The sequence below is a fragment of the Streptomyces atratus genome, from assembly GCF_040655115.1.
In the GTDB taxonomy this organism is placed as follows: Bacteria; Actinomycetota; Actinomycetes; order Streptomycetales; family Streptomycetaceae; genus Streptomyces; species Streptomyces atratus_D.
In genome coordinates this window covers 78,295-98,167 of record NZ_JBFAJH010000015.1, presented here as the reverse complement: position 1 = coordinate 98,167, position 19,873 = coordinate 78,295, and the positions used below count along the sequence as shown (strand labels likewise).

Genomic DNA, 19,873 nt, shown 5'->3' with positions numbered 1-19,873 from the left:
ACGCCTCCGCCGAGATCGAACCGAGCACGGCGGCCGGGTTCTGGTGGCTCCACCTGTGCCGGCGCGCGCGGTGTGGCCGCAGGCGACGCGGTGGAACTTCTCCTGGGTGGTCCGGTTGTCCGCGCTGGTGTGCCCGCAAGGGAGCAGTGATCCCACAGCATCTCGTCGAGTTCCCGCGTCCGACCCGCGGTGGGCCGCATGAGGAACGTGTGCGCACGGATCATCCGGCCCACCCCCTTCCGGTCCAGCTCGCCTCGTGCGGTGGGCCGGCCACGAGCACGAAACCATGCACGGGCATGTGTGCGCGGGTGCGATTCCCCACCCCTCGCCCGATCGAGCGACCCACCGGGCCCACGCCGACACGCTCCGACGACCCCACTGTCGCGCAGCGTGATCCTGACTCCCTGAGCCCGGCAGAGGGCCTGGTCGAAGGCGCGGCCCGGGGCCCGGTCAGGCGCTTTGCCGTGATTTTGTATGGGTGCTCAACAAACAACAATAGTGGACTAGACCTATCGGGGGTCCTCGGGCGAAACTGTCTCCCGTGAAACACGTCATCGCCCTCGATGTGGGCGGCACCGGAATGAAGGCCGCACTGGTCGGGGCCGACGGGACCCTGCTCCACGAGGCTCGGCGCGCGACCGGCAGGGAGCGCGGACCCGACGCCGTCGTGGAGTCGATCCTCGCCTTCGCCGCGGAACTGCGCGCCCACGGAGAGGAACACTTCGGCGAGAGCGCCGTCGCGGCCGGTGTCGCCGTGCCCGGCATCGTCGACGCGGAGAACGGGATCGCGGTCTACGCCTCGAACCTGGGCTGGCGCGACGTCCCCATGCGCACCCTGCTCGGCGAGCGGCTCGGCGGTGTACCCGTCGCGCTCGGCCACGACGTCAGGACCGGCGGCCTCGCCGAGGGCCGGATCGGCGCGGGCAGGGGCGCCGACCGCTTCCTGTTCGTCCCGCTGGGCACCGGCATCGCCGGAGCCATCGGCATCGCGGGCACCATCGAGGCGGGCGCGCACGGGTACGCGGGCGAGATCGGGCACATCGTGGTCCGGCCGGACGGTCCGGACTGCGGGTGCGGACAGCGCGGCTGCCTGGAGACCCTCGCGTCCGCCTCCGCCGTCAGCCGTGCCTGGGCCGCCGCGTCGGGGGACCCGGAGGCCGACGCCGCGGACTGCGCGAAGGCCGTCGAATCGGGCGACCCCGCGGCCGTACGGGTATGGCAGGACGCAGTCGACGCCCTCGCCGCCGGGATGGTCACCGCGCTGACCCTGCTGGACCCACACATGCTCATCATCGGTGGCGGCCTCGCCGAGGCGGGGGAAACCTTGTTCGTACCACTCCGTGCGGGCGTCGAGGAACGTGTCACGTTCCAGAAGCTGCCCGACATCGTCCCGGCGGCCCTCGGGGACACCGCCGGATGCCTGGGTGCAGGACTGCTCGCCTGGGATCTTCTCTCCACGGAGGTATCCGCCTGATGGCCGCACGCGCAGACAGCACGGTTCTCGCCGGGGCCCAGGTGGTTCTTCCCACCGGTACCGTCGAGAACGGCCGGGTGGTCGTCGAGGGCACTCGGATCACCGGGAGTCCGGCGGAGGGCGCTCGCACCATCGATCTGACCGGCCACTGGGTCGTCCCCGGCTTCGTCGACATGCACAACCACGGCGGTGGCGGCGCGTCCTTCACCTCCGGCACCGTGGACGAGGTGCTCACCGGCGTCCGCACCCACCGCGAGCACGGCACCACCACCCTGGTCGCCTCCACCGTCACCGGCGAGATGGACTTCCTCGCCGAGCGGGCCGGCATCCTCTCCGAGCTGGTCGAGCAGGGCGACCTGGCCGGGATCCACTTCGAGGGCCCGTTCATCTCGCCGTGCCGCAAGGGCGCACACAGCGAGAAGCTGCTGCGCCACCCGGACCCGGCCGAGGTCCGCAAGCTGATGGACGCGGCGCGCGGCACCGCGAAGATGTTCACGCTCGCCACCGAACTGCCGGGCGGCATCGAGTCGGTGCGGCTGCTCGCCGAGCACGGCGTGATCGCCGCGATCGGGCACACCGACGCGACGTACGAGCAGACCGTCGAGGCGATCGACGCGGGCGCCACCGTCGCCACCCACCTGTTCAACGCGATGCCGCCGCTCGCCCACCGCGAGCCCGGCCCGATCGCCGCCCTCCTGGAGGACGAGCGGATCACCGTCGAGCTGATCAACGACGGTACGCATCTGCACCCGGCCGCCCTGGAGCTGGCGTACCACCACGCGGGCGCCGCGCGCGTCGCGCTGATCACGGACGCGATGGACGCGGCCGGGTTCGGCGACGGCCTGTACCAGCTGGGCCCGCTCGCCGTCGAGGTCAAGGACGGCGTCGCCCGGCTCGTCGAGGGCAACTCGATCGCGGGTTCCACGCTCACCCTGGACACCGCGTTCCGCCGGGCCGTCACACTCGACCGGATCCCGGTCGAGGACGTCGTCCGGTCCATCTCCGTCAACCCGGCACGGCTGCTCGGCGTGTACGACAAGGTCGGCTCGCTGGACCCGGGCAAGGACGCGGACCTGGTGGTCCTGGACGCGGACTTCGCGCTCAAGGGCGTCATGCGCAAGGGCGAATGGGTCATTGAGCCCGACCTCGGTTGATTTCACCCATTCTTGACAGTGAGCCGAATACGTAACGAAGAGACAGCGGTTGGCCCTGAGGTCTGGGCCGACCGCTTGCTCTTTGGCATGATCGCTTCGTCAACAGCAGGGAAAGCGCGTTCTGGCAAGGGATCCGCGCTCCGGCACGGATCGAAGGGGTGACCGAGGTGATCCTCACGGTCACACTGAACACGGCACTCGACCTGACGTACGGCGTTCCGGCGCTGGTTCCGCGCACCAGCCACCGCGTCGGTGACATCTCCGAACGCCCCGGCGGCAAAGGACTCAACGTCGCCCGGGTACTCTCCGCACTCGGCCACGAGACCGTGGTCACCGGCTTCGCCGGAGGCGCCACCGGAGCCGTACTCCGCGGTCTCCTGGCGGACCTCCCGCCGCGCGACGCACTCGTCCCCGTCGCCGGGAACACCCGCCGCACCATAGCCGTCGTCGACGCGTCCACCGGCGACACCACCCAGCTCAACGAACCCGGCCCGCTCGTCAGCGCCGACGAGTGGGCCGCCTTCCTCGCCACATACGAGAAGCTCCTCGCCGACGCGGACGCGGTCGCACTCTGCGGCAGCCTGCCGCCCGGCATCCACGTCGGCGCCTACGCCGAACTGGTCCGCCTCGCCCGCGCCGCCGAGGCCCCCGTCCTCCTCGACACCAGCGGCGAACCGCTGCGCCGGGGCATCGCCGCCCGCCCCGACCTGATCAAGCCGAACGCCGACGAGCTCGCCCAGCTCACCGGCTCCCGCGACCCGCTGCGCGCCACCCGTGACGCCCGCCGCCGGGGCGCGCACGGCGTGGTCGCCTCGCTCGGCGCGGACGGCATGCTCGCCGTCACACCCGAGGGCACCTGGCGGGCGGCGCCGCCCGACCGGGTCGCGGGCAACCCCACCGGAGCGGGCGACTCCGCGGTGGCCGGGCTGCTGTCCGGACTCGTCGAGGGACTGAGCTGGCCGGACCGCCTGCGCAGGGCTGTGGCACTGTCGACGGCGACGGTGCTGGCACCGGCGGCCGGGGAATTCGACCGGACGGCGTACGAGGAGCTGCTGCCGCGCGTCGGCATCGAGGAACAAGCACCGGCGGTCTGAGCGACGCGGAACCAGCCCGCACCGCGCGCCCGGCACCGTCCCGGACCACCCAGCACCATCCCGCACCACACGAAGCCTCAGGGGTCAGCATGCCGCTCGTCAGCACCGGTGAACTCGTCTCGGCCGCCCAGGCCGACGGACGATCGGTCGCCGCCTTCAACGTCATCACGCTGGAGCACGCGGAGGCCATCGCCGCGGGCGCGGAGCGCGCCGGGGCGCCCGCCGTCCTGCAGATCTCCGAGAACGCCGTGAAGTTCCACGGCGGCCGGCTCTCCGCCATCGCCGCCGCGACCGCCGCCGTCGCCCGCGCCTCCGGTGCGCCGCTCGCGCTCCACCTCGACCACGTCGAGTCCGTGGAACTGCTGCACCAGGCGCACGCCGAGGGCTTCGGCTCGGTGATGTTCGACGCCTCGAAGCTGACCTACGAGGAGAACGTGCGGGCCACGGCCGACGCGGTCGCCTGGGGCCACGAGCGCGGGATCTGGATCGAGGCAGAGCTGGGCCGGGTGGGTGGGAAGGAGGGCGAGACCCCGCTCGACGCCCACGCCCCCGGCGTCCGGACCGACCCGGCCGAGGCCGCCGCCTACGTCGCGGCGACCGGCGTCGACGCGCTGGCCGTCGCGGTCGGCTCCTCGCACGCGATGACGGAGCGCACCGCCGCCCTGGACCACGCCCTGATCGGCCGGCTCCGCGACGCGGTCCCGGTCCCGCTGGTGCTGCACGGCTCCAGCGGTGTCCCGGACGAGGAGATCCGCCGGGCGGTCGCCTCCGGCATGCGCAAGATCAACGTGGGTACGGCGCTGAACACGGCGTTCACCGGCGCGGTGCGCGCGTACCTGGCCGAGAACCCGACGGGCGTCGACCCGCGCACGTACCTCGTCCCGGGCCGCGAGGCGATGGCCACGACGGTGGCGGGGTTCCTGAACCTGATGGGCTGACCTCCTCCGTACACGGAAAAGAACCCGGCCCCCCTCACCCGAAGGTGAGGGGGGCCGGAGTGCGTCCGGGGACGGTCAGCGCTGCACGTGACCGGCCTTCAGCGACAGCTGGTCCAGGTTGGCGTCGCACTGGTCGCCCTCGTTGCACGAGATCATCAGCGTGTTCGGGCCCTTGTTGAGGTTGACGTAGGCGAACGTGGTCGTCCAGCCCTTCTCCAGGTCGCCCTCCGGGGCGTGCGCGAAGTTCGTCATGTTGATCGAGCGGGGAGCCTCGGCGTTCACCGTCAGCGACGTCTTGGCGTCCTTGCCGGGCACGCCGTACGTCACGAACAGCGTGTACTCGCCGGCCGACGGCACGTCGACCGACCAGGTCGCGGACCTGCCGACCTCGTTCAGATTGATGTACTGGCCGTTCGCGCTCTTCGCGCCCTTGATCGAGTTGTCGAGCGTGGCCGTGCCGCCGAGCTTCAGCGTCGCCGCGTCCTGCTTCGGCAGCTCCGCCGGGGCCTCGGAGGACGTGTCGGACTGCTTCGGCTTCGGGGACTCCTCGACCTGACCGGCGGGACCGGCCGAGGTGGAGGCCTCGTTCTTCTTGTTGTTGTCCTTGCCGCTGTTCGTGATCATCGCGACGCCGATGCCGATGAGCACGACCGCGACGACTGCGATCGCACCGATCAGCAGGCCCTTGGTGTTCGGACCGCCGTTGCCGGGACCGCCGCCACGGCCGCGGCCGCCCTGCACCGGGACGTGCGCGGTGGGACCGCCGCCGGGGTACGTCTCGGGGGCGGCGTACTGGGCGTTCGGCCGGCCGTACTGCGCCTGCTGCTGCCCGCCGTACGGCTGCTGCTGCGGCACCTGCTGCCCGTACTGGCGCTCGCCGACCGTCCGCACCTGGTTGTACGAGGTTCTGGGCACGCCGGGCTGCGAGCCGGGACCCGGGTAGCCGTAGCCGCCCTGCCGCGGCGGCTGAGCGCCGGACGCCTGTCCGTCCTCGTACAGGTAGCCGAACGGATCGTCGTCCTCGGGTGTGCTTGCGCCGTTGTTCCCGGCCGTCATCCCTGGGTCACTCCTCACCATGTCGCCAGCCGTCGCCGAATATCGCCAGCCGTCGCCGACCGGCCGAGCCTACCTCGAACGGAGCACACCAAGAATTGCCGTCGGCCTTCGGGGTGCCGTAACGGGACCTGCGGGGAGTACGGGAACAGACCTTCCATGAACGTCAGCCGGCCCTGCGGTGAACCTTCGACCGGGACCGCTTCTCCACATACATCCGCTGGTCGGCGGAGCGCAGCACCTCTTCGGCGGTCATGCCGCAGCCGGCCCAGCCGATCCCGAAACTCGCCCCGACGCGCACCGCACGGCCATCCACCCGAATGGGGGGAATGATGACGTTACGCAACCGTACGGCCAGGTCCGCGGCGTCCGCGGCGCCGAGCCCGTCCGCGAGGACGACGAATTCGTCACCCCCGAGCCGGGCGACGGTGTCGCCGTCACGCACGCAGATGGTCAGCCGCCGGGCTACCTCGATCAGTACGGCGTCGCCGGTGTGGTGCCCGAAGCGGTCGTTGATGGACTTGAAGCCGTCGAGGTCGCAGAAGAGGACCGCGAGTCCCTTCGTCCCGTCGTCCTGCTCACTGTCGGGCGCCACCGCGTGGACATGGTGGTCGTACGGGCCGCCGCCCGCCACCACGTCCGCGTCGAAGCCGTCGGCCCGGAAGCCGTGCGTCCGGGCGTCCTCGACGTCGCCGTACGCCGCGTCCAGCGCCTCCACGGCGGTGGCCGCCGTCGTCGAGTGCGGACGCTCGCAGAGCCGGGCGCTGAGCCGGGCGCGCAGCTCCGCGCTGTTGGGCAGGCCGGTGAGCGCGTCGTGCGAGGCGCGGTGCGCGAGGTGCAGCTCGTGGCGCTTGCGCTCCTCGATGTCCTCCACATGGGTGAGGAGGAAGCGGGGTCCGTCGGCGGTGTCCGCGACGACGGAGTTGCGCAGCGAGACCCAGAGGTAGGTGCCGTCCCGGCGCCCGAGCCGCAGCTCGGCGCGGCCGCCCTCGGCGGACGTGCGCAGCAGGGTGCCGATGTCCTCGGGGTGCACGAGGTCGGCGAAGGAGTGGCGGCGCAGGACGGAGGCGGGGCGGCCGAGGAGCCGGCACAGGGCGTCGTTGGTGCGCAGCAGCCGGCCGTGCTGGTCGCCGCCCATCTCGGCGATGGCCATGCCGCTGGGGGCGTACTCGAAGGCCTGGCGGAAGGATTCCTCGCTGGCCCGGAGCGCCTGCTGCTCCCGTTCGAGCCGGACCAGGGCACGCTGCATGTTTGCTCGGAGCCGGGCGTTGCTGATCGCAATGGCCGACTGGGACGCGTACATCTGGAGAGCCTCGCGGCCCCAGGCGCCGGGGAGGCGGCCGTTGCGCGGGCGGTCGACGGACAGGACGCCGAGGAGGTCCTGGCCGCCGCCGGACGCGTACATCGGGGCGTAGAGCCGGTCCTGCGGATGCCACTCGTCCTCGAAGCGGGGCTCGGGACCCTCGGTGTGCCACTGCGGTACGTCGTCGTCGAGGAGGACCCAGCCGTCGGTGTGCGGTATGAAGCGGAGCTCGTCCCAGCTCTCGCCCATGGAGAGCCTGCGCTCCCAGGAGTCGCGCGAACCGACGCGGCCGGTGATCAGGGCTTCGGCGGCGGCGTTGCCCGCGAACGCGGCGACGACGAGGTCACCGTCGGGACGGACGAGGTTGACGCAGGCCAGCTCGTATCCGAGACCGGCGACGATTCCGTCGGCCACGGTCTGCAGTGTGTCGGCCAGGCTCCGCGCCGTGTTGAGATCGGCGACGGCCTGATGCAGCTGCCGCATCGTCGCTAGACGAACGTACGGCTCCGACTCGGCCTCCATTGTTCGCACTCCCCGAGACCTCGACAGCACTCCAGGTTTCATATCGACGTACTTGTTCGCAGTGCCACCGCCACTGAATCACAGTGAGCTGTGCACCCGGTACACAGGGTCAACAAATATTGCTTCCTGTGACTCAAGTCACAACACGCGGTGAAGGGTACCGAGTCGGCCACGGAAGAGGTCCGTCCTCTTCTTGAACGCAAATCTGTGCGTCGCGCGGCGTCGCGCGTCATTGCATCGTGCCGTGGCGGTCCGACCTCATGGGGCCGGAGTCCTAGGACCCGGCTGGTCCCCTGGCCCGATGCGACCGCACACGGGCAACGACTAGCGTGCCCGTGTGTTGCAGACGAAACCCCCCACCCCGCGGACCGAGCCCATCCCCCATGCTGAAGGGGTGAGCAACGAGGAGTTCCGCGGTGCCCTCGCCCGGCTGGCCGCAGGCGTGGTCCTGATCACCGCCCAGGAGCCGCCGCTCGACGAGAACGGGCGCGGCGAGGACGTGGGGATGACGGCGACCGCCTTCATGTCCGTGTCACTGGACCCGCCCCTGGTCCTGGTGAGCCTGCGCAACGGCTCCCGGATGGACGACCTGCTGGACGAGCAGCCGTTGTGGGCGGTCTCCGTGCTCGCGGAGAGCCAGCGGCACGTCGCGGGACGGTTCGCGATGAAAGGCCGGATCAGCGACCGGCTGCTGTTCGACGACATCCCCTACGTACGGGGAGAGGTGTCGGGCGCGCCACTGGTCGGCGGCGCCCTCGCCACGCTGGAATGCCGCACGGAGCAGCGGGTGCCCGCGGGCGACCACACGCTGGTGATCGGGCGGGTGGTGAGTGCGGCGCTGCCGAGCGCGGACGGGGGGCCGCTGACGTACTTCCGGGGGCGCTACCGGCAGCTGGGCTGACCGGGCGTCACCGGCGCCCGGTCGGGGCCGGAGCGGATCGCTGGTGCGCCCCGGCCGTCACGGCCGGGGCGCCGCCTACCAGTCGCGGCCGGAGCGGCCGCGCTTCGTGTCGCCGCGCTGCTTCTTCTCGCGCAGCCTCCGTTCGTTGATCCCGCGCGGGATCCTGGTCCTGCGGCGCGGCTTGGGGGGCGGCGCGGTGGCTTCGGCCAGCAGGGCGGCGAGACGGACGAGTGCGGTCTCGCGGTTGCGCCACTGGGAGCGGTGCTCCGACGCCCGTACGGTGACCACGCCGCCCACCAGCCGGCTCTCCAGTCTCTGGAGGGCCCGCTCCTTCCACACCTCGGGAAGCGACTCGGTCGCCGCGAGGTCGAAGCGCAGCTCCACCTGGGAGTCGCTGGTGTTGACGTGCTGACCGCCGGGTCCGGAGGACCGCGAGAAACGCCACATGAGTTCGGCCTCCGGCAGGGAGACCGAACCGCGGATGACATGGGGCCCGGACATGACACCCATGTTCCCTGGCCGGGGACCCGTTCGTCACCTCCTTTTGCCGCACCCGGCCGTCGGCCCGGCTGCGAATCGGGTAAAGAAAGTAAAGAGAGCAGGAACCTCTCGGTCCTCCGCCTGCGTTATGACGGGTGACGGTAGCTTCGTGAACGCACGAAGTCCGCACACGACGATGAAAGGGACTTCCCATGGCAGTAAGCCTGTCCAAGGGCGGCAACGTCTCGCTCACCAAGGAGGCCCCGGGCCTGACCGCCGTCACGGTCGGCCTCGGCTGGGACGTCCGTACCACCACCGGCACCGACTTCGACCTCGACGCCTCGGCGATCGCGGTGAACGCGGCGGGAAAGGTCGTCTCCGACGGCCACTTCGTCTTCTTCAACAACAAGTCGACGCCGGACCAGACCATCGTCCACACCGGTGACAACGTCACGGGCCAGGGCGAGGGCGACGACGAGCAGATCAACGTCAACCTGGCGGGCCTCACCGCCGACGTCGACAAGATCGTCTTCCCGGTCTCCATCTACGACGCCGAGACGCGCAGCCAGAACTTCGGCCAGGTGCGCAACGCGTTCATCCGCATCCTCAACCAGGCCGGCGGCGCCGAGATCGCCCGCTACGACCTGAGCGAGGACGCCGCCACCGAGACCGCGATGGTCTTCGGCGAGCTGTACCGCAACGGCGCGGAGTGGAAGTTCCGCGCGGTGGGCCAGGGATACGCCTCGGGTCTGCGCGGCATCGCGCAGGACTTCGGCGTCAACCTCTGACGCAGAGCCCCAGGGCCTGAAGGCCCGAACAGCGGGAGCCCCCGGCCGATTGTTTTCGGCCAGGGGCTCCCGTTCGTCCGTCTGCCGTCGGCCATCCGCCACAGCGCCGACGGCCTTATGACGCATATCGGATGACGATCCCTCGTCAACGGACAAGATCCGGTCAAATCCTTGACGCGCCCCTGCCAATGGGGGCGGCATCGGTGTCACTCTCACCGCACTCCCCTCACGGAGCTCACGGATCGAGTGAAGGAGAACGAGTGAGAACCACTCTGCGTGCCGCCGCCCTTGCCGCAACCGCCGCGATGATCGTCGTCGGCGTACAAACAGGTTCGGCCGGTGCGGCCCAGGACCGCGCGTCCGGGACCACCGCCCTGCCGCTCAGCGCGTCCCAGCGGGTCTCGGCCCTCAAGGAGGCCCAGGCCGGGGCCGCCTCGACCGCCGCGAAGATCAAGCTCGGCGGCAAGGAAAAGCTCGTCGTCCGCGATGTGATCAAGGACGCCGACGGCACGGTTCACACCCGATACGAGCGCACCTACGACGGACTGCCCGTCCTGGGCGGCGACCTCGTCACCCACACCCGTAAGGACGGTTCGCTCAAGGGGGTTTCCAAGGCCACCGGCGCCGCCATCGCCGTCCCGTCGACGACCGCCGCACCCGCCGCCGAGGCCGGTGCGCGGAAGGTGATCTGGGCCGCCACCGGCAAGCCGACGCTCGCGTACGAGAGCGTGGTCAAGGGCGTTCAGGACGACGGGACTCCCAGCGAACGCCACGTCATCACGGACGCCACGAGCGGCAAGGAGCTCTACGCGTACGAGGCCATCGAAACCGGGTCCGGCACCAGCCAGTACAGCGGCACGGTGAACCTGGGCACCACGGCCTCCGGGTCCGGCTACAACCTGACCGACGGCGGTCGCGGCGGCCACAACACGTACGACCTGAACGGCGGCACCGCCGGCACCGGGACCCTCTTCACCGACGCCGACGACATCTGGGGCAACGGTCTCGCGACCAACCGTCAGACCGCCGCCGTCGACGCCCACTACGGCGCCGCCGTGACCTGGGACTTCTACAAGAACGTCCTGGCACGCAACGGCATCGCGGGCGACGGCAAGGCCGCGTACTCCCGGGTCCACTACGGCAACGCGTACGTCAACGCGTTCTGGTCGGACAGCTGCTTCTGCATGACGTACGGCGACGGCTCGGGCAACCTCAAGCCGCTCACCTCGCTGGACGTCGCCGGACACGAGATGAGCCACGGCCTGACCGCGGCCACCGCGAGGCTCAACTACAGCCGCGAGTCCGGCGGTCTCAACGAGGCGACCAGCGACATATTCGGCACCTCGGTCGAGTTCTACGCGGGCAACAGCAGCGACGTCGGCGACTACCTCATCGGCGAGAAGATCGACATCCGCGGCAACGGCACCCCGCTGCGCTACATGGACAAGCCGAGCAAGGACGGCGCCTCCGCCGACTCCTGGTCGAAGACCCTCGGCCGGCTCGACGTCCACTACTCGTCCGGGCCCGCCAACCACTTCTTCTACCTGCTGTCCGAGGGCAGCGGCGCGAAGACCATCAACGGGGTCTCCTACAACTCCCCGACCTCCAACGGCTCCACGATCACGGGGATCGGGCGCGACAAGGCCATTCAGATCTGGTACCGGGCCCTCTCCACCTACATGACGTCGACCACCGACTACGCCGGGGCGCGGACCGCGACCCTGAAGGCGGCGACCGATCTGTACGGGACGGGCAGCGCGGAGTACGCGGCGGTCGCCGCCGCCTGGTCCGGAATCAACGTGAACTAGCCCCCGCCTCTGAGGTTCCCGGAGCCGGTCAGCCCTCCGTGGCGGGCCGGCTCCTGCCGTACAGCCAGGTGTTCCACAGGTCCGTCAGATCCAGACCGGTCGCCTTCTCCACATAGGCGGTGAAGTCGGCCGTCGACGCGGTGCCGTACCGGTGCGCCTTCGTCCAGCCCCTGACGAGGGCGAAGAAACGCTCGTCGTCGTTCACCGCCTGCCGGATTCTGTGGATCACCATCGCCCCGCGCCCGTACACGGGCGACTTCGAGATGTCCGCGGCCGTCGGCGGATCGGCGGGCGGGAAAGCCCAGTTGGCGTCGCTCGCGAAGGCACGGTCGAAGCTGTCCTGGACGGGAACGCCCTCCTTGTCCGCCTCCCACAGCCACTCCGCGTACGTCGCGAAGCCCTCGTTGAGCCACATGTCGCGCCAGCTCTCGGGCGTGACGGAGTCCCCGAACCACTGGTGGGACATCTCATGGACGAGGAGCCCGATGTCCGGCGGGCCGGGGAAGAACGGCCGGTTCTGGGTCTCCAGCGCATACCCGGCGTCGTTCGCGCGGTCGACGATCGCGCCGGTCGAGGAGAACGGATACGGGCCGAAGCGCTCGGCCTCCCACCGCACGACCTCGGGGATCCGGGCCAGGGTCCGGGCGCTCGCCGCCGCCGACTTCGGGTCCACGGCCGTGAACACCTTGATGCCGTCGGGGGTCGTCGACGCCTTCGTGTCGAAGTGCCCGATGGCGAGCGTCGCGAGATAGGTCGCCATGGGCGCGGCGGTGTGCCAGTGGAACGTGGTGGTGCCACCGGAGGTCCTCCGGGACGTCAGCTCGCCGTTGGACACGGCGGTCAGGCCCTTGGGAACGGCGACCGTGAGGTCGTAGGACGCCTTGTCGCTCGGATGGTTGTTGCCGGGGAACCAGGCCATCGCACCGACCGGCTCACCGAGCGCCACCGATCCGTCCGCCGTCCTCAGCCAGCCCTCCTTCGACTTGTCCGGGTCGGTGAGGGTCAGCGGGAAACCGGAGTAGCGGACGACCGTACGGAACGTCCTGCCCTTGTGGAGATGGCTCCCCACCTCGGCGTCGGGGCGCAGCGTCAGTTCGTGGGCCGCCCGGTTGACGGCGGCCGGGCGCCCCTCGACCTGCGCGGACTCGACGGTCAGCCCGGCCAGGTCGAGATTGAAGGCGCTGAGGTCCTGAGTGGCGCGCGCGGTGATCACGGCAGTGCCGCGCAGGTGCTGGGCGGCCGGGTCGACATCGAAGGTGAGGTCGTAGTGGGTGACGTCGTACCCGCCGTTGCCGGCCTTCGGGAAGTACGGGTCGCGCAGACCGGCGGCGCCGGGGGTGCCCTCCACACCGCCGGTGCAGGCGGTGGCGAGGGAGACGACCATGGTGGTGACGAGGGCCAGGATCAGAGCGGTGGGGCGCACACCGGTGATCCTATGTGCGGAATGTCGGTTTGGCGGATCGGCGGATGTTCACCTCGGGTCCTTATTCCGCAGCAGCGCCGCGATCTCCGCGAACCCGCGCCGCTCCGCGTGTTCCAGCGCCGTCACCCCGTCACCGTCCGCCAGACCGGGGGTCGCCCCCGCCGCCAGCAGCAGTTCGACGATCTCCTGGTGCGCCCGGCCGCCGTCGCCCAGGATCACGGCCTCCAGCAGGGCGGTCCAGCCGAGCCGGTTGACGTGGTCGACGTCGATGTCCGTGAGGCGGAGCAGCTCCCGTACGTAACCGGCATGGCCGCGCTCGCTCGCCGGGATCAGCGCGATGCCGCCGAACCGGTTACGGAGCTTCAGGTCGGGACCGGCCGGCAGCAGGGTGCGCAGCATCGCGACGCTGCCGGTGACGCCGGTCGCCAGCCAGGGACTGTCCTCGCGCCGGTCCTGCGCATCGGGGTCCGCGCCCGCCTCGACGAGCAGCCGGGCGAGCTCGACATGGTCGCCGTGGACGGCGAGGAGCAGCGGGGTACGCCCCTCCTCGTCGCGGACGTCGACCCGGACGCCGCCCTCGATCGCGGTGCGTGCGGCATCGGCGTCACTGGTGCGCGCTGCTCGGAGCAGGTCGTGATCGAGGGCGTTCATCCGTGGTCTCTCCTGTGCTGTGGTCGGCTGTGCTACTTCGCGAGTGCGGCGACGCCCGCCTGGGCGAACTTCTCGTCGAGGTCGCCGCTGGGGGCACCGGCCACTCCGATGCCGGCCACCGGTGCACCCTTGACCTGCACCGGGGCGCCGCCCGCGAGGAACAGGGTGCCAGGGATGTCCTTCAGGTTCGGGGCCTGGGCCAGACGGCCGGCGAGCACGGAGGTGGGGGCGTTCCAGGAGACGGCGGTGTACGCCTTCTTCTCGGCGGACTCGTACGCCTGCGGGCCGGAGCCGTCGCCGCGCAGCGTCACGACGGTGTTGCCGTTCCGGTCGACGACGGCGACCGCCACACGCTGGTTCTCCTTCTCGGCGGCGTCGAGGGCGGCGCGCGCGGCCTCGGTGGCGGCGGCCACGGTCAGATGGGTGGTCTGCTGGAGGTTCCGGTTCGCCGTGTCGGCCGTGACGGCGGCGGCAGGGGCGGCGGCCGGGGCGGAAGCGCTCGCGGACACGGCACCGAAGGTTCCGGCACCGAGCGCGGCGGCGGCGACGGCACCGGTGAGGACACGGGTGCGCAGCGACATCCCGTATGCGCAGCCCCCTGCCGACGCTCACCGACCGCGAACGCGACATCCTGGGCCAGCTGTCCCGGGGCCTGGGCAACCGGGACATCGCCCGGGCCCTGTTCATCAGCGAGGCCACGGTCAAGACACACCTGGGCCGCATCTACGGCAAGCTCGGCGTCGACACCCGCGCGGGCGCCGTGTCCGTGGCGAAGGAGCAGCGGCTGCTGCCATGAGCCGGGGCTGCCGCGGCGAGGACCGCCGCGGGCGGCCGGCGCCCGCGGTCGCGGCGGCAGCGGGGCAACCCACCGCTCCGGCGTCGACGCACCCCCGGGCATGACACCATCGAACTGTGCTCGACATCGGCTACTCCCTCTCCCGACGCTTCCCCGATCCCCCGCAGACCGACTACCGCCGCGCGGACGTCCACGCCCTGCGGCACGACCTGTTCTCCGGGGACGTCTACCTCGCGGACACCAAGGCGGACCGCGAAGTATCCACAGCCTGGGGATGGGTGCCCGTACTCGACTTCGCCTGGGCGCTCTGCGACATCGTCGAGCAGATCGACCAGGACCCCCGCGGCAGCCGCTCGCACCGGCGGCAGTTCGCCGAGCTGGACTTCACCGAGTCGTCCGACCGGATGCTCTTCGAGCGCCGCTTCGGCTGGGTCGATGTCGAAGCCGACTGGATGCCCGGCGACGAGCCCCCGCTCACCTTCAGCCACTCCCTGCTGCGCCGCGAGGCCCGCGACTTCCTGCACGACCTGATCGCGGACCTCGCCGACATGCACGAGGGACTCGCCGACAACCCCGCGATCTGGGACCTCCAGGCCCGCTTCCCCCGCGTCTGACGAGCGGGTCCGGCGAAACCGGCTACGCCTCCACCCGCACCCCGATCTGCGCCGCGAACGCCGGGGCCAGTTCCATCAGCTGCGCCGGGCTGATCACCGCCCCCGCCAGTCGCTCCACCCCACGCGCGATGTCGAGTTCGGCGGCCGTCCGCAGGTCCACCGACTCCATCCGTACGGAACTGAAGTCGACCCGCTTCAGCACACAGTCCCGGAACTCCACCCGTACCAGCTGCGCGTCCCCGAAGTCCGGCTCGGACAGCACGCAGCCCTCGAAGACCACGTCCTTCAGCCGTGCCTTGCGCAGATTCAGATAGTCGATCTTCCCGCCGCGCACATGGACCCGCTCCAGCACCGCGCCGTGCAACTGCACCCCGCCGAGGCGCGCGTCCACCACCTCCACATCGCGCAGCGACGCCCCCGCGAGATCGGTGCCCACCCCCCGCACCCCCGTCAGGACCGAGTCGATGAAGCGGGCCCTGATCAGCTCCGTGCGGTCGAACACGCACCCTTCCAGCGCACAGTCCATGAACCGGGCGCCCGGACCCGACTCGTCCGTGAGGTCCGCCCCCTCGAACCGCACACCGTCGTAGTCCCCGTCCGGCTCCAGCCCCTCCCCGTCGTACGGAACGAGCGGCGGCAGCCGCACCTCCGGCCGTCGCGCCGCCGCCACGGCGTCCTTCCCGCCACCACGCCTGCTGTTACGTGCCATGGACCCATCGTGACCCACGCCACTGACAGTGCCCCCGCGCCGATGTCATACCCGAGCCCCTGCGGACGTCACCTCCTCGTCATCGTTCACGACGACGAGGAGTCAGGAACACATGCAGCACATCCACATCATCGGCGGCGGACTCGCCGGGTTCACCGCGGCGATCACAGCCGCCGAGTGGAGGCCGCCGTGCTCGCGCCCGGAACGAACGGCCGGCCGCGGCCGACCCGTCGGGCGCTTGACCTCGAGCGAGGTCGAGGTCGGAGGGTGAACCCCGAAACAGCCGGTCGACCCAGGGAGCCCCGCCATGCACGCCGTCCTCGGCCCGGCGATGGCACAGAAGGCGGGCGGCCTGCGCGTCCTCGAGGAACGCTCGCTCGCCGAAGCCGCCGCGGGCCGCCCGCGTCCCGCCGTCCAGCGCTTCCCGCTCGCCGAGGCGGCCGCCGCCCACCGCGCCCTGGAGACGCGCGGCACGATGGGCAAGGTCGTCCTCGTCCCATAGGAGCGCTCGTCCCATAGGAGCGAAGGTCAGCCGCCGAGCTTCGCCAGCGCCCCGTCCGTCAGCCGGTACACTGTCCACTCGTCCTGCGGCCGCGCGCCCAGCGACTCGTAGAACGCGATGGACGGGGCGTTCCAGTTCAGCACCGACCACTCCAGACGCTCGTACCCCCGCTCCACACAGATCCGCGCCAGCTCCGTCAGCAGCGCCTTGCCGTGCCCGCCACCGCGCCGGCCGGGGCGTACGTACAGGTCCTCCAGGTAGATGCCGTGCACCCCGCGCCACGTCGAGAAGTTCAGGAACCAGAGCGCGAAGCCCACGATCTCCCCGTCCTCGTCCGACTCGGCGATGTGCGCATAAGCGGCGGGCCGCTCACCGAACAACGCCTCATGCAGCTGCTCCTCGGTGGCGTTCGCCTCGTGGAGCGCCTTCTCGTACTCGGCGAGTTCGCGGACCATGGAGTGGATGACAGGGACATCGGCAGCAGTAGCGGTACGAATCATGGGGGCAGCGTAAGCAGCCGCCGCCCACCGGCTTCCCTCTGCCCCCGGCCCAGCAGCTGCCGGGCGATCTCCGCCTGCTCAGGCCCCAAACGGCTCTCCCCGTCCGTCACGTCCCAGATGCTGTTCTGCAGCGCCCGCCCCAGCGTCCAGGCGCGCGCCCGCTCCCGGTCAAGACCGAGGACCTCCGTCATCAGATCGAACCGCCACCGCACCGCCGACGCGTCGAACCGGTTGTGAAGGGCGGGCATCAGATCGAAGCCGGGGTCCCCGGCCAGCGGTTTCGGGTCCAGGGCGACCCACTCGTGCGCCCGGCCCTCCTCCGCCCGTCCCGCCAGGATGTTGTCGTAGTGCAGGTCCCAGTGGAGCAGCCGGTCCCCCGGCTCGCCCGCCACCTCCCGTACCGCCGCCGCACAGTCCACCAGCAGCCGCCGCTCCTCCGCGTCCGCCAGCCCCGCCACCGCCCGCTCCAACCCGTCAAGCATCCGCTCCACGGCATCCCCCAGCCTTCGCAGCCCGTCCGGCGCCGGTACGGATGTCAGCCGGGCCAACAGCCCCGCGAGCACCTCCACCGCCGCCCGCTCGTCCGCCACCGCCGACAGCGGCCGTCGCTCGTCCAGCCGTTCCAGCAGCATCGTGCCGGTCCCGGCGTCGTGGCCGAGCAGTCCCACCGCCCCCGCGCCCGCCTCGCCCCACACGCGCAGGGCGACCGGCTCCCCCGCCGTCTCCTCGTCCGGCTCCTGGAGCTTCAGCGCCGCCCGCCGGCCGTCCGACGTGCGCACCACCGGCAGCACCAGCGCGCACATCCCGTGCATCGCGGCCCCGTCGAGCCGCAGCCCCCACTCGCCCAGGAACCGGTCCGCGAGTCCCGGGAGCGCGGCCAGGAACGCCCGCCCGGCCTCGCCGTCGTACTTGGACCGGGTGGCGATCAGCGCGTCCGGAATGTCAATCACGCACCCGATCGTAGGCCCGTGCGTCAATCGGTTATGCCCCCCAGCAGCCCGGCCCCGCCCACGAACCCGCTCTCCCTCCCGACGCGCACCCTGCGCGCCGTCCGCTTGTGGATCCGGAGCGCGCCCGGCACGTACGTCTGGCTGACGATCCTCTTCGTCACCACCGTCGTGGTGCATCAGATGTCCCCCGACTTCGAGGAGGACTTCCTGCGTCAGCACTCGACCAACATCCACGAACTCGTCCGCGACCCGGTACGCGTCCTCATCTCCAGCGCCTTCTGGATCGACGGCGGCAAGTGGTTCCCGTACGCCTTCCTCTTCACGGTCTTCCACGCCCCCGCCGAACGCTGGCTGGGCACGCTGCGCTGGTTGGCGGTTGCCGCGCTCGCGCACGTGCTGGCCACCCTCGTCAGCGAGGGTGTCCTCGCCTGGGCCGTCCGCCACGGACAGGCACCCGTCTCCGCGGTCAACACCTTGGACGTCGGAGTCAGTTACGCACTCGCGGGCGTCGTCGCCGTTCTCACCTACCACGCCCCCCGACCGTGGCGGTACGTGTACTTCTTCGCCGTCCTCGTCGTCTACGGCGTCCCCCTCGTCACCGGCCGCACCTTCACCGACCTCGGCCACATCACCGCCGTCCTCATCGGCCTCGCCTGCTATCCGCTCACCCTGGGGAGGACGAAACCGCCCCCGCGCAGTAACGTCCCGCCACACAGGAACTCGGCTTCACACGGACAAGCAGGGGCAACATGAGCACCGGCAGCACGGTCAACGGCAGAATATCGTTCTGGTACGCGGACCAAGGCACGCCCGTCCCGCGCGAGCCCCTGCCCGGCGACACCACCACGGACGTCTGCATCGTCGGCGGCGGATACACCGGACTCTGGACGGCGTACTACCTCAAGAAGGCCGTCCCCTTCCTGAACATCACCGTCCTCGAAGCGAAGTTCTGCGGCTACGGCGCCTCCGGCCGCAACGGCGGCTGGCTCTACAACGGCATCGCGGGCCGCGACCGCTACGCGAAACTCCACGGCCACGACGCCGCCGTCCGCCTCCAGAAGGCGATGAACGACACCGTCGACGAGGTCGTACGCGTCGCCGCCGAAGAGAACATCGACGCCGACATCCACCAGGGCGGCGTCCTCGAAGTGGCCTACACACCGGCCCAGCTGGCCCGCCTCAAGGACTTCCACTCCGTCGAGATCGCCTTCGGCGAGACCGACCGGGTCCTGCGCGGCGCCCGCGAAACCGCCGAACGCATCCGCGTCACCGGAGCGGTCGGCTCCACATGGACGCCGCACGGCGCCCGCCTGCATCCGGTCAAACTCGTCAAGGGGCTCGCCGACGCCGTCGAGGCGCTCGGCGTCACCATCCACGAGTCGACCCCCGTCACCGAGATCAAGCCCAAGCACGCCCACACCCCGTACGGCACCGTCCGCGCCCCGTACATCCTGCGCTGCACCGAGGGCTTCACGGCCAACCTCAAGGGCCAGAAGCGCACCTGGCTCCCGATGAACTCCTCGATGATCGCCACCGAACCGCTCCCGAAGCCGGTCTGGGACACCATCGGCTGGGACGGCCGTGAAACCCTCGGCGACACGGCCCACGCCTACATGTACGCCCAGCGCACCGCCGACGACCGCATCGCACTCGGCGGCCGGGGCGTCCCGTACCGCTTCGGCTCAGGTGCCGCCCACTTCAACGACACAGCGCGCACCCAGCCCGCCACCATCGAGGCCCTCCGCGAGATCCTGGTCCGCTTCTTCCCCACCACCGCGGGCGCCCGCATCGACCACGCCTGGTCCGGCGTCCTCGGCGTCCCCCGCGACTGGTGCGCCACGGTCACCCTCGACCGCTCCACCGGACTCGGCTGGGCCGGCGGCTACGTCGGCTCCGGCGTCGCCACCACCAACCTCGCCGCCCGCACCCTGCGCGACCTGATCCAGCAGGACTCCGGTCAGTCGGGTCCCACCGACCTGACCACCCTCCCCTGGGTCAACCACAAGGTCCGCCGCTGGGAGCCGGAACCCTTCCGCTGGATCGGCGTCCACGGCATGTACGCGGCCTACCGCACCGCGGACCGCCGCGAACTCACCTCGGCCGGAGCCACCACCGACCCCATCGCGAAGGTGGCGGACCGGCTGGCTGGACGGCACTGAAAACATTCGTCATGGCCGGTGGTCTGGTAACGGGCCCACCTGCCGTTCGGCCGG

19 protein-coding genes and 2 pseudogenes are annotated in these 19,873 nt (G+C 71.0%); 12 read left to right on the top strand and 9 right to left on the bottom strand.

Going from position 1 to position 19,873, the window contains the following annotated elements:
* Positions 1-541: 541 nt before the first annotated feature.
* The 4 genes from AB0I23_RS18935 (at position 542) to AB0I23_RS18920 (ending at position 4,660) form a co-directional block, all read left to right on the top strand.
* Entirely contained in the window at positions 542-1,474 is a 933-nt protein-coding gene (locus AB0I23_RS18935) for an ROK family protein (protein WP_359110559.1), read from the top strand.
* Positions 1,474-2,628 (top strand): N-acetylglucosamine-6-phosphate deacetylase, encoded by a 1,155-nt coding sequence (gene nagA, locus AB0I23_RS18930; protein WP_359110558.1) that lies wholly within the window; start codon positions 1,474-1,476, stop codon positions 2,626-2,628. The genes AB0I23_RS18935 and nagA overlap by 1 nt, the downstream gene beginning before the upstream one ends.
* Before the next feature lie 167 nt (positions 2,629-2,795).
* Complete coding sequence (locus tag AB0I23_RS18925) at positions 2,796-3,722, top strand: 1-phosphofructokinase family hexose kinase (protein WP_359110639.1); 927 nt, start codon at positions 2,796-2,798, stop codon at positions 3,720-3,722.
* 89 nt (positions 3,723-3,811) lie between these two features.
* Positions 3,812-4,660, top strand: a complete 849-nt coding sequence (locus AB0I23_RS18920; RefSeq protein ID WP_359110556.1) for a class II fructose-bisphosphate aldolase — start codon at positions 3,812-3,814, stop codon at positions 4,658-4,660.
* A 75-nt stretch (positions 4,661-4,735) separates the two neighbouring features.
* On the opposite strand, the gene AB0I23_RS18915 is transcribed toward AB0I23_RS18920, so the two are convergent.
* Both AB0I23_RS18915 and cdgB read right to left on the bottom strand, forming a co-directional pair.
* Entirely contained in the window at positions 4,736-5,716 is a 981-nt protein-coding gene (locus AB0I23_RS18915; RefSeq protein WP_359110554.1) for a carbohydrate-binding protein, read from the bottom strand.
* Positions 5,717-5,879: 163 nt separating this feature from the next.
* Positions 5,880-7,538 carry a diguanylate cyclase CdgB gene (gene cdgB, locus AB0I23_RS18910; protein WP_359110552.1) on the bottom strand — a complete coding sequence of 553 codons (1,659 nt, stop codon included), beginning with the start codon at positions 7,536-7,538 and terminating at the stop codon, positions 5,880-5,882.
* A gap of 394 nt (positions 7,539-7,932) precedes the next feature.
* On the opposite strand from cdgB, the gene AB0I23_RS18905 reads away from it, so the two are divergent.
* On the top strand, positions 7,933-8,439 hold the full coding sequence (locus AB0I23_RS18905) for a flavin reductase family protein (RefSeq protein ID WP_359110551.1): 507 nt from the start codon (positions 7,933-7,935) through the stop codon (positions 8,437-8,439).
* A 75-nt stretch (positions 8,440-8,514) separates the two neighbouring features.
* On the opposite strand, the gene arfB is transcribed toward AB0I23_RS18905, so the two are convergent.
* On the bottom strand, positions 8,515-8,940 hold the full coding sequence (arfB, locus tag AB0I23_RS18900; protein ID WP_359110549.1) for an alternative ribosome rescue aminoacyl-tRNA hydrolase ArfB: 426 nt from the start codon (positions 8,938-8,940) through the stop codon (positions 8,515-8,517).
* 191 nt (positions 8,941-9,131) lie between these two features.
* Between arfB and AB0I23_RS18895 the strand changes: the two genes are divergently transcribed.
* Together AB0I23_RS18895 and AB0I23_RS18890 are read left to right on the top strand one after the other, a co-directional pair.
* Positions 9,132-9,707 (top strand): TerD family protein, encoded by a 576-nt coding sequence (locus tag AB0I23_RS18895; protein ID WP_037692840.1) that lies wholly within the window; start codon positions 9,132-9,134, stop codon positions 9,705-9,707.
* 305 nt (positions 9,708-10,012) lie between these two features.
* A complete protein-coding gene (locus tag AB0I23_RS18890) occupies positions 10,013-11,515 on the top strand; it encodes a M4 family metallopeptidase (RefSeq protein ID WP_359110637.1) in 1,503 nt (500 codons plus the stop codon).
* Between the two features lie 28 nt (positions 11,516-11,543).
* On the opposite strand, the gene AB0I23_RS18885 is transcribed toward AB0I23_RS18890, so the two are convergent.
* From AB0I23_RS18885 to AB0I23_RS18875, 3 genes are all read right to left on the bottom strand, one after another.
* The gene (locus AB0I23_RS18885) at positions 11,544-12,899 is read right to left on the bottom strand and encodes a M1 family metallopeptidase (protein ID WP_359110636.1); all 1,356 of its coding nucleotides are present in this window, start codon (positions 12,897-12,899) and stop codon (positions 11,544-11,546) included.
* An 87-nt stretch (positions 12,900-12,986) separates the two neighbouring features.
* Positions 12,987-13,589 carry an ankyrin repeat domain-containing protein gene (locus AB0I23_RS18880; RefSeq protein WP_359110547.1) on the bottom strand — a complete coding sequence of 201 codons (603 nt, stop codon included), beginning with the start codon at positions 13,587-13,589 and terminating at the stop codon, positions 12,987-12,989.
* Between the two features lie 32 nt (positions 13,590-13,621).
* Positions 13,622-14,170 carry a GlcG/HbpS family heme-binding protein gene (locus AB0I23_RS18875; RefSeq protein ID WP_359110545.1) on the bottom strand — a complete coding sequence of 183 codons (549 nt, stop codon included), beginning with the start codon at positions 14,168-14,170 and terminating at the stop codon, positions 13,622-13,624.
* Between AB0I23_RS18875 and AB0I23_RS18870 the strand changes: the two are divergent.
* Together AB0I23_RS18870 and AB0I23_RS18865 are read left to right on the top strand one after the other, a co-directional pair.
* Positions 14,170-14,385: pseudogene (locus AB0I23_RS18870) on the top strand (response regulator transcription factor); the annotation flags it as partial. The gene AB0I23_RS18875 and the pseudogene AB0I23_RS18870 overlap by 1 nt on opposite strands.
* Positions 14,386-14,501: 116 nt before the next feature.
* Complete coding sequence (locus AB0I23_RS18865) at positions 14,502-14,999, top strand: hypothetical protein (protein WP_359110542.1); 498 nt, start codon at positions 14,502-14,504, stop codon at positions 14,997-14,999.
* Between the two features lie 22 nt (positions 15,000-15,021).
* On the opposite strand, the gene AB0I23_RS18860 is transcribed toward AB0I23_RS18865, so the two are convergent.
* Positions 15,022-15,708 carry a pentapeptide repeat-containing protein gene (locus AB0I23_RS18860; protein ID WP_359110540.1) on the bottom strand — a complete coding sequence of 229 codons (687 nt, stop codon included), beginning with the start codon at positions 15,706-15,708 and terminating at the stop codon, positions 15,022-15,024.
* A gap of 313 nt (positions 15,709-16,021) precedes the next feature.
* On the opposite strand from AB0I23_RS18860, the pseudogene AB0I23_RS18855 reads away from it, so the two are divergent.
* Positions 16,022-16,210 (top strand): annotated as a pseudogene (locus tag AB0I23_RS18855) (zinc-binding dehydrogenase); the annotation flags it as partial.
* A 26-nt stretch (positions 16,211-16,236) separates the two neighbouring features.
* On the opposite strand, the gene AB0I23_RS18850 reads toward AB0I23_RS18855, so the two are convergent.
* Both AB0I23_RS18850 and AB0I23_RS18845 read right to left on the bottom strand, forming a co-directional pair.
* Positions 16,237-16,710: a GNAT family N-acetyltransferase gene (locus AB0I23_RS18850; RefSeq protein WP_359110538.1), complete on the bottom strand. Its 474-nt coding sequence runs from the start codon at positions 16,708-16,710 to the stop codon at positions 16,237-16,239.
* Positions 16,707-17,660: an aminoglycoside phosphotransferase family protein gene (locus AB0I23_RS18845; protein ID WP_359110537.1), complete on the bottom strand. Its 954-nt coding sequence runs from the start codon at positions 17,658-17,660 to the stop codon at positions 16,707-16,709. Before AB0I23_RS18845 ends, AB0I23_RS18850 begins: the two co-directional genes overlap by 4 nt.
* A gap of 33 nt (positions 17,661-17,693) precedes the next feature.
* Between AB0I23_RS18845 and AB0I23_RS18840 the strand changes: the two genes are divergently transcribed.
* On the top strand, positions 17,694-18,413 hold the full coding sequence (locus AB0I23_RS18840; RefSeq protein ID WP_359110634.1) for a rhomboid-like protein: 720 nt from the start codon (positions 17,694-17,696) through the stop codon (positions 18,411-18,413).
* Complete coding sequence (locus tag AB0I23_RS18835; RefSeq protein ID WP_359110536.1) at positions 18,410-19,819, top strand: NAD(P)/FAD-dependent oxidoreductase; 1,410 nt, start codon at positions 18,410-18,412, stop codon at positions 19,817-19,819. The genes AB0I23_RS18840 and AB0I23_RS18835 overlap by 4 nt, the downstream gene beginning before the upstream one ends.
* Positions 19,820-19,873: the final 54 nt, after the last annotated feature.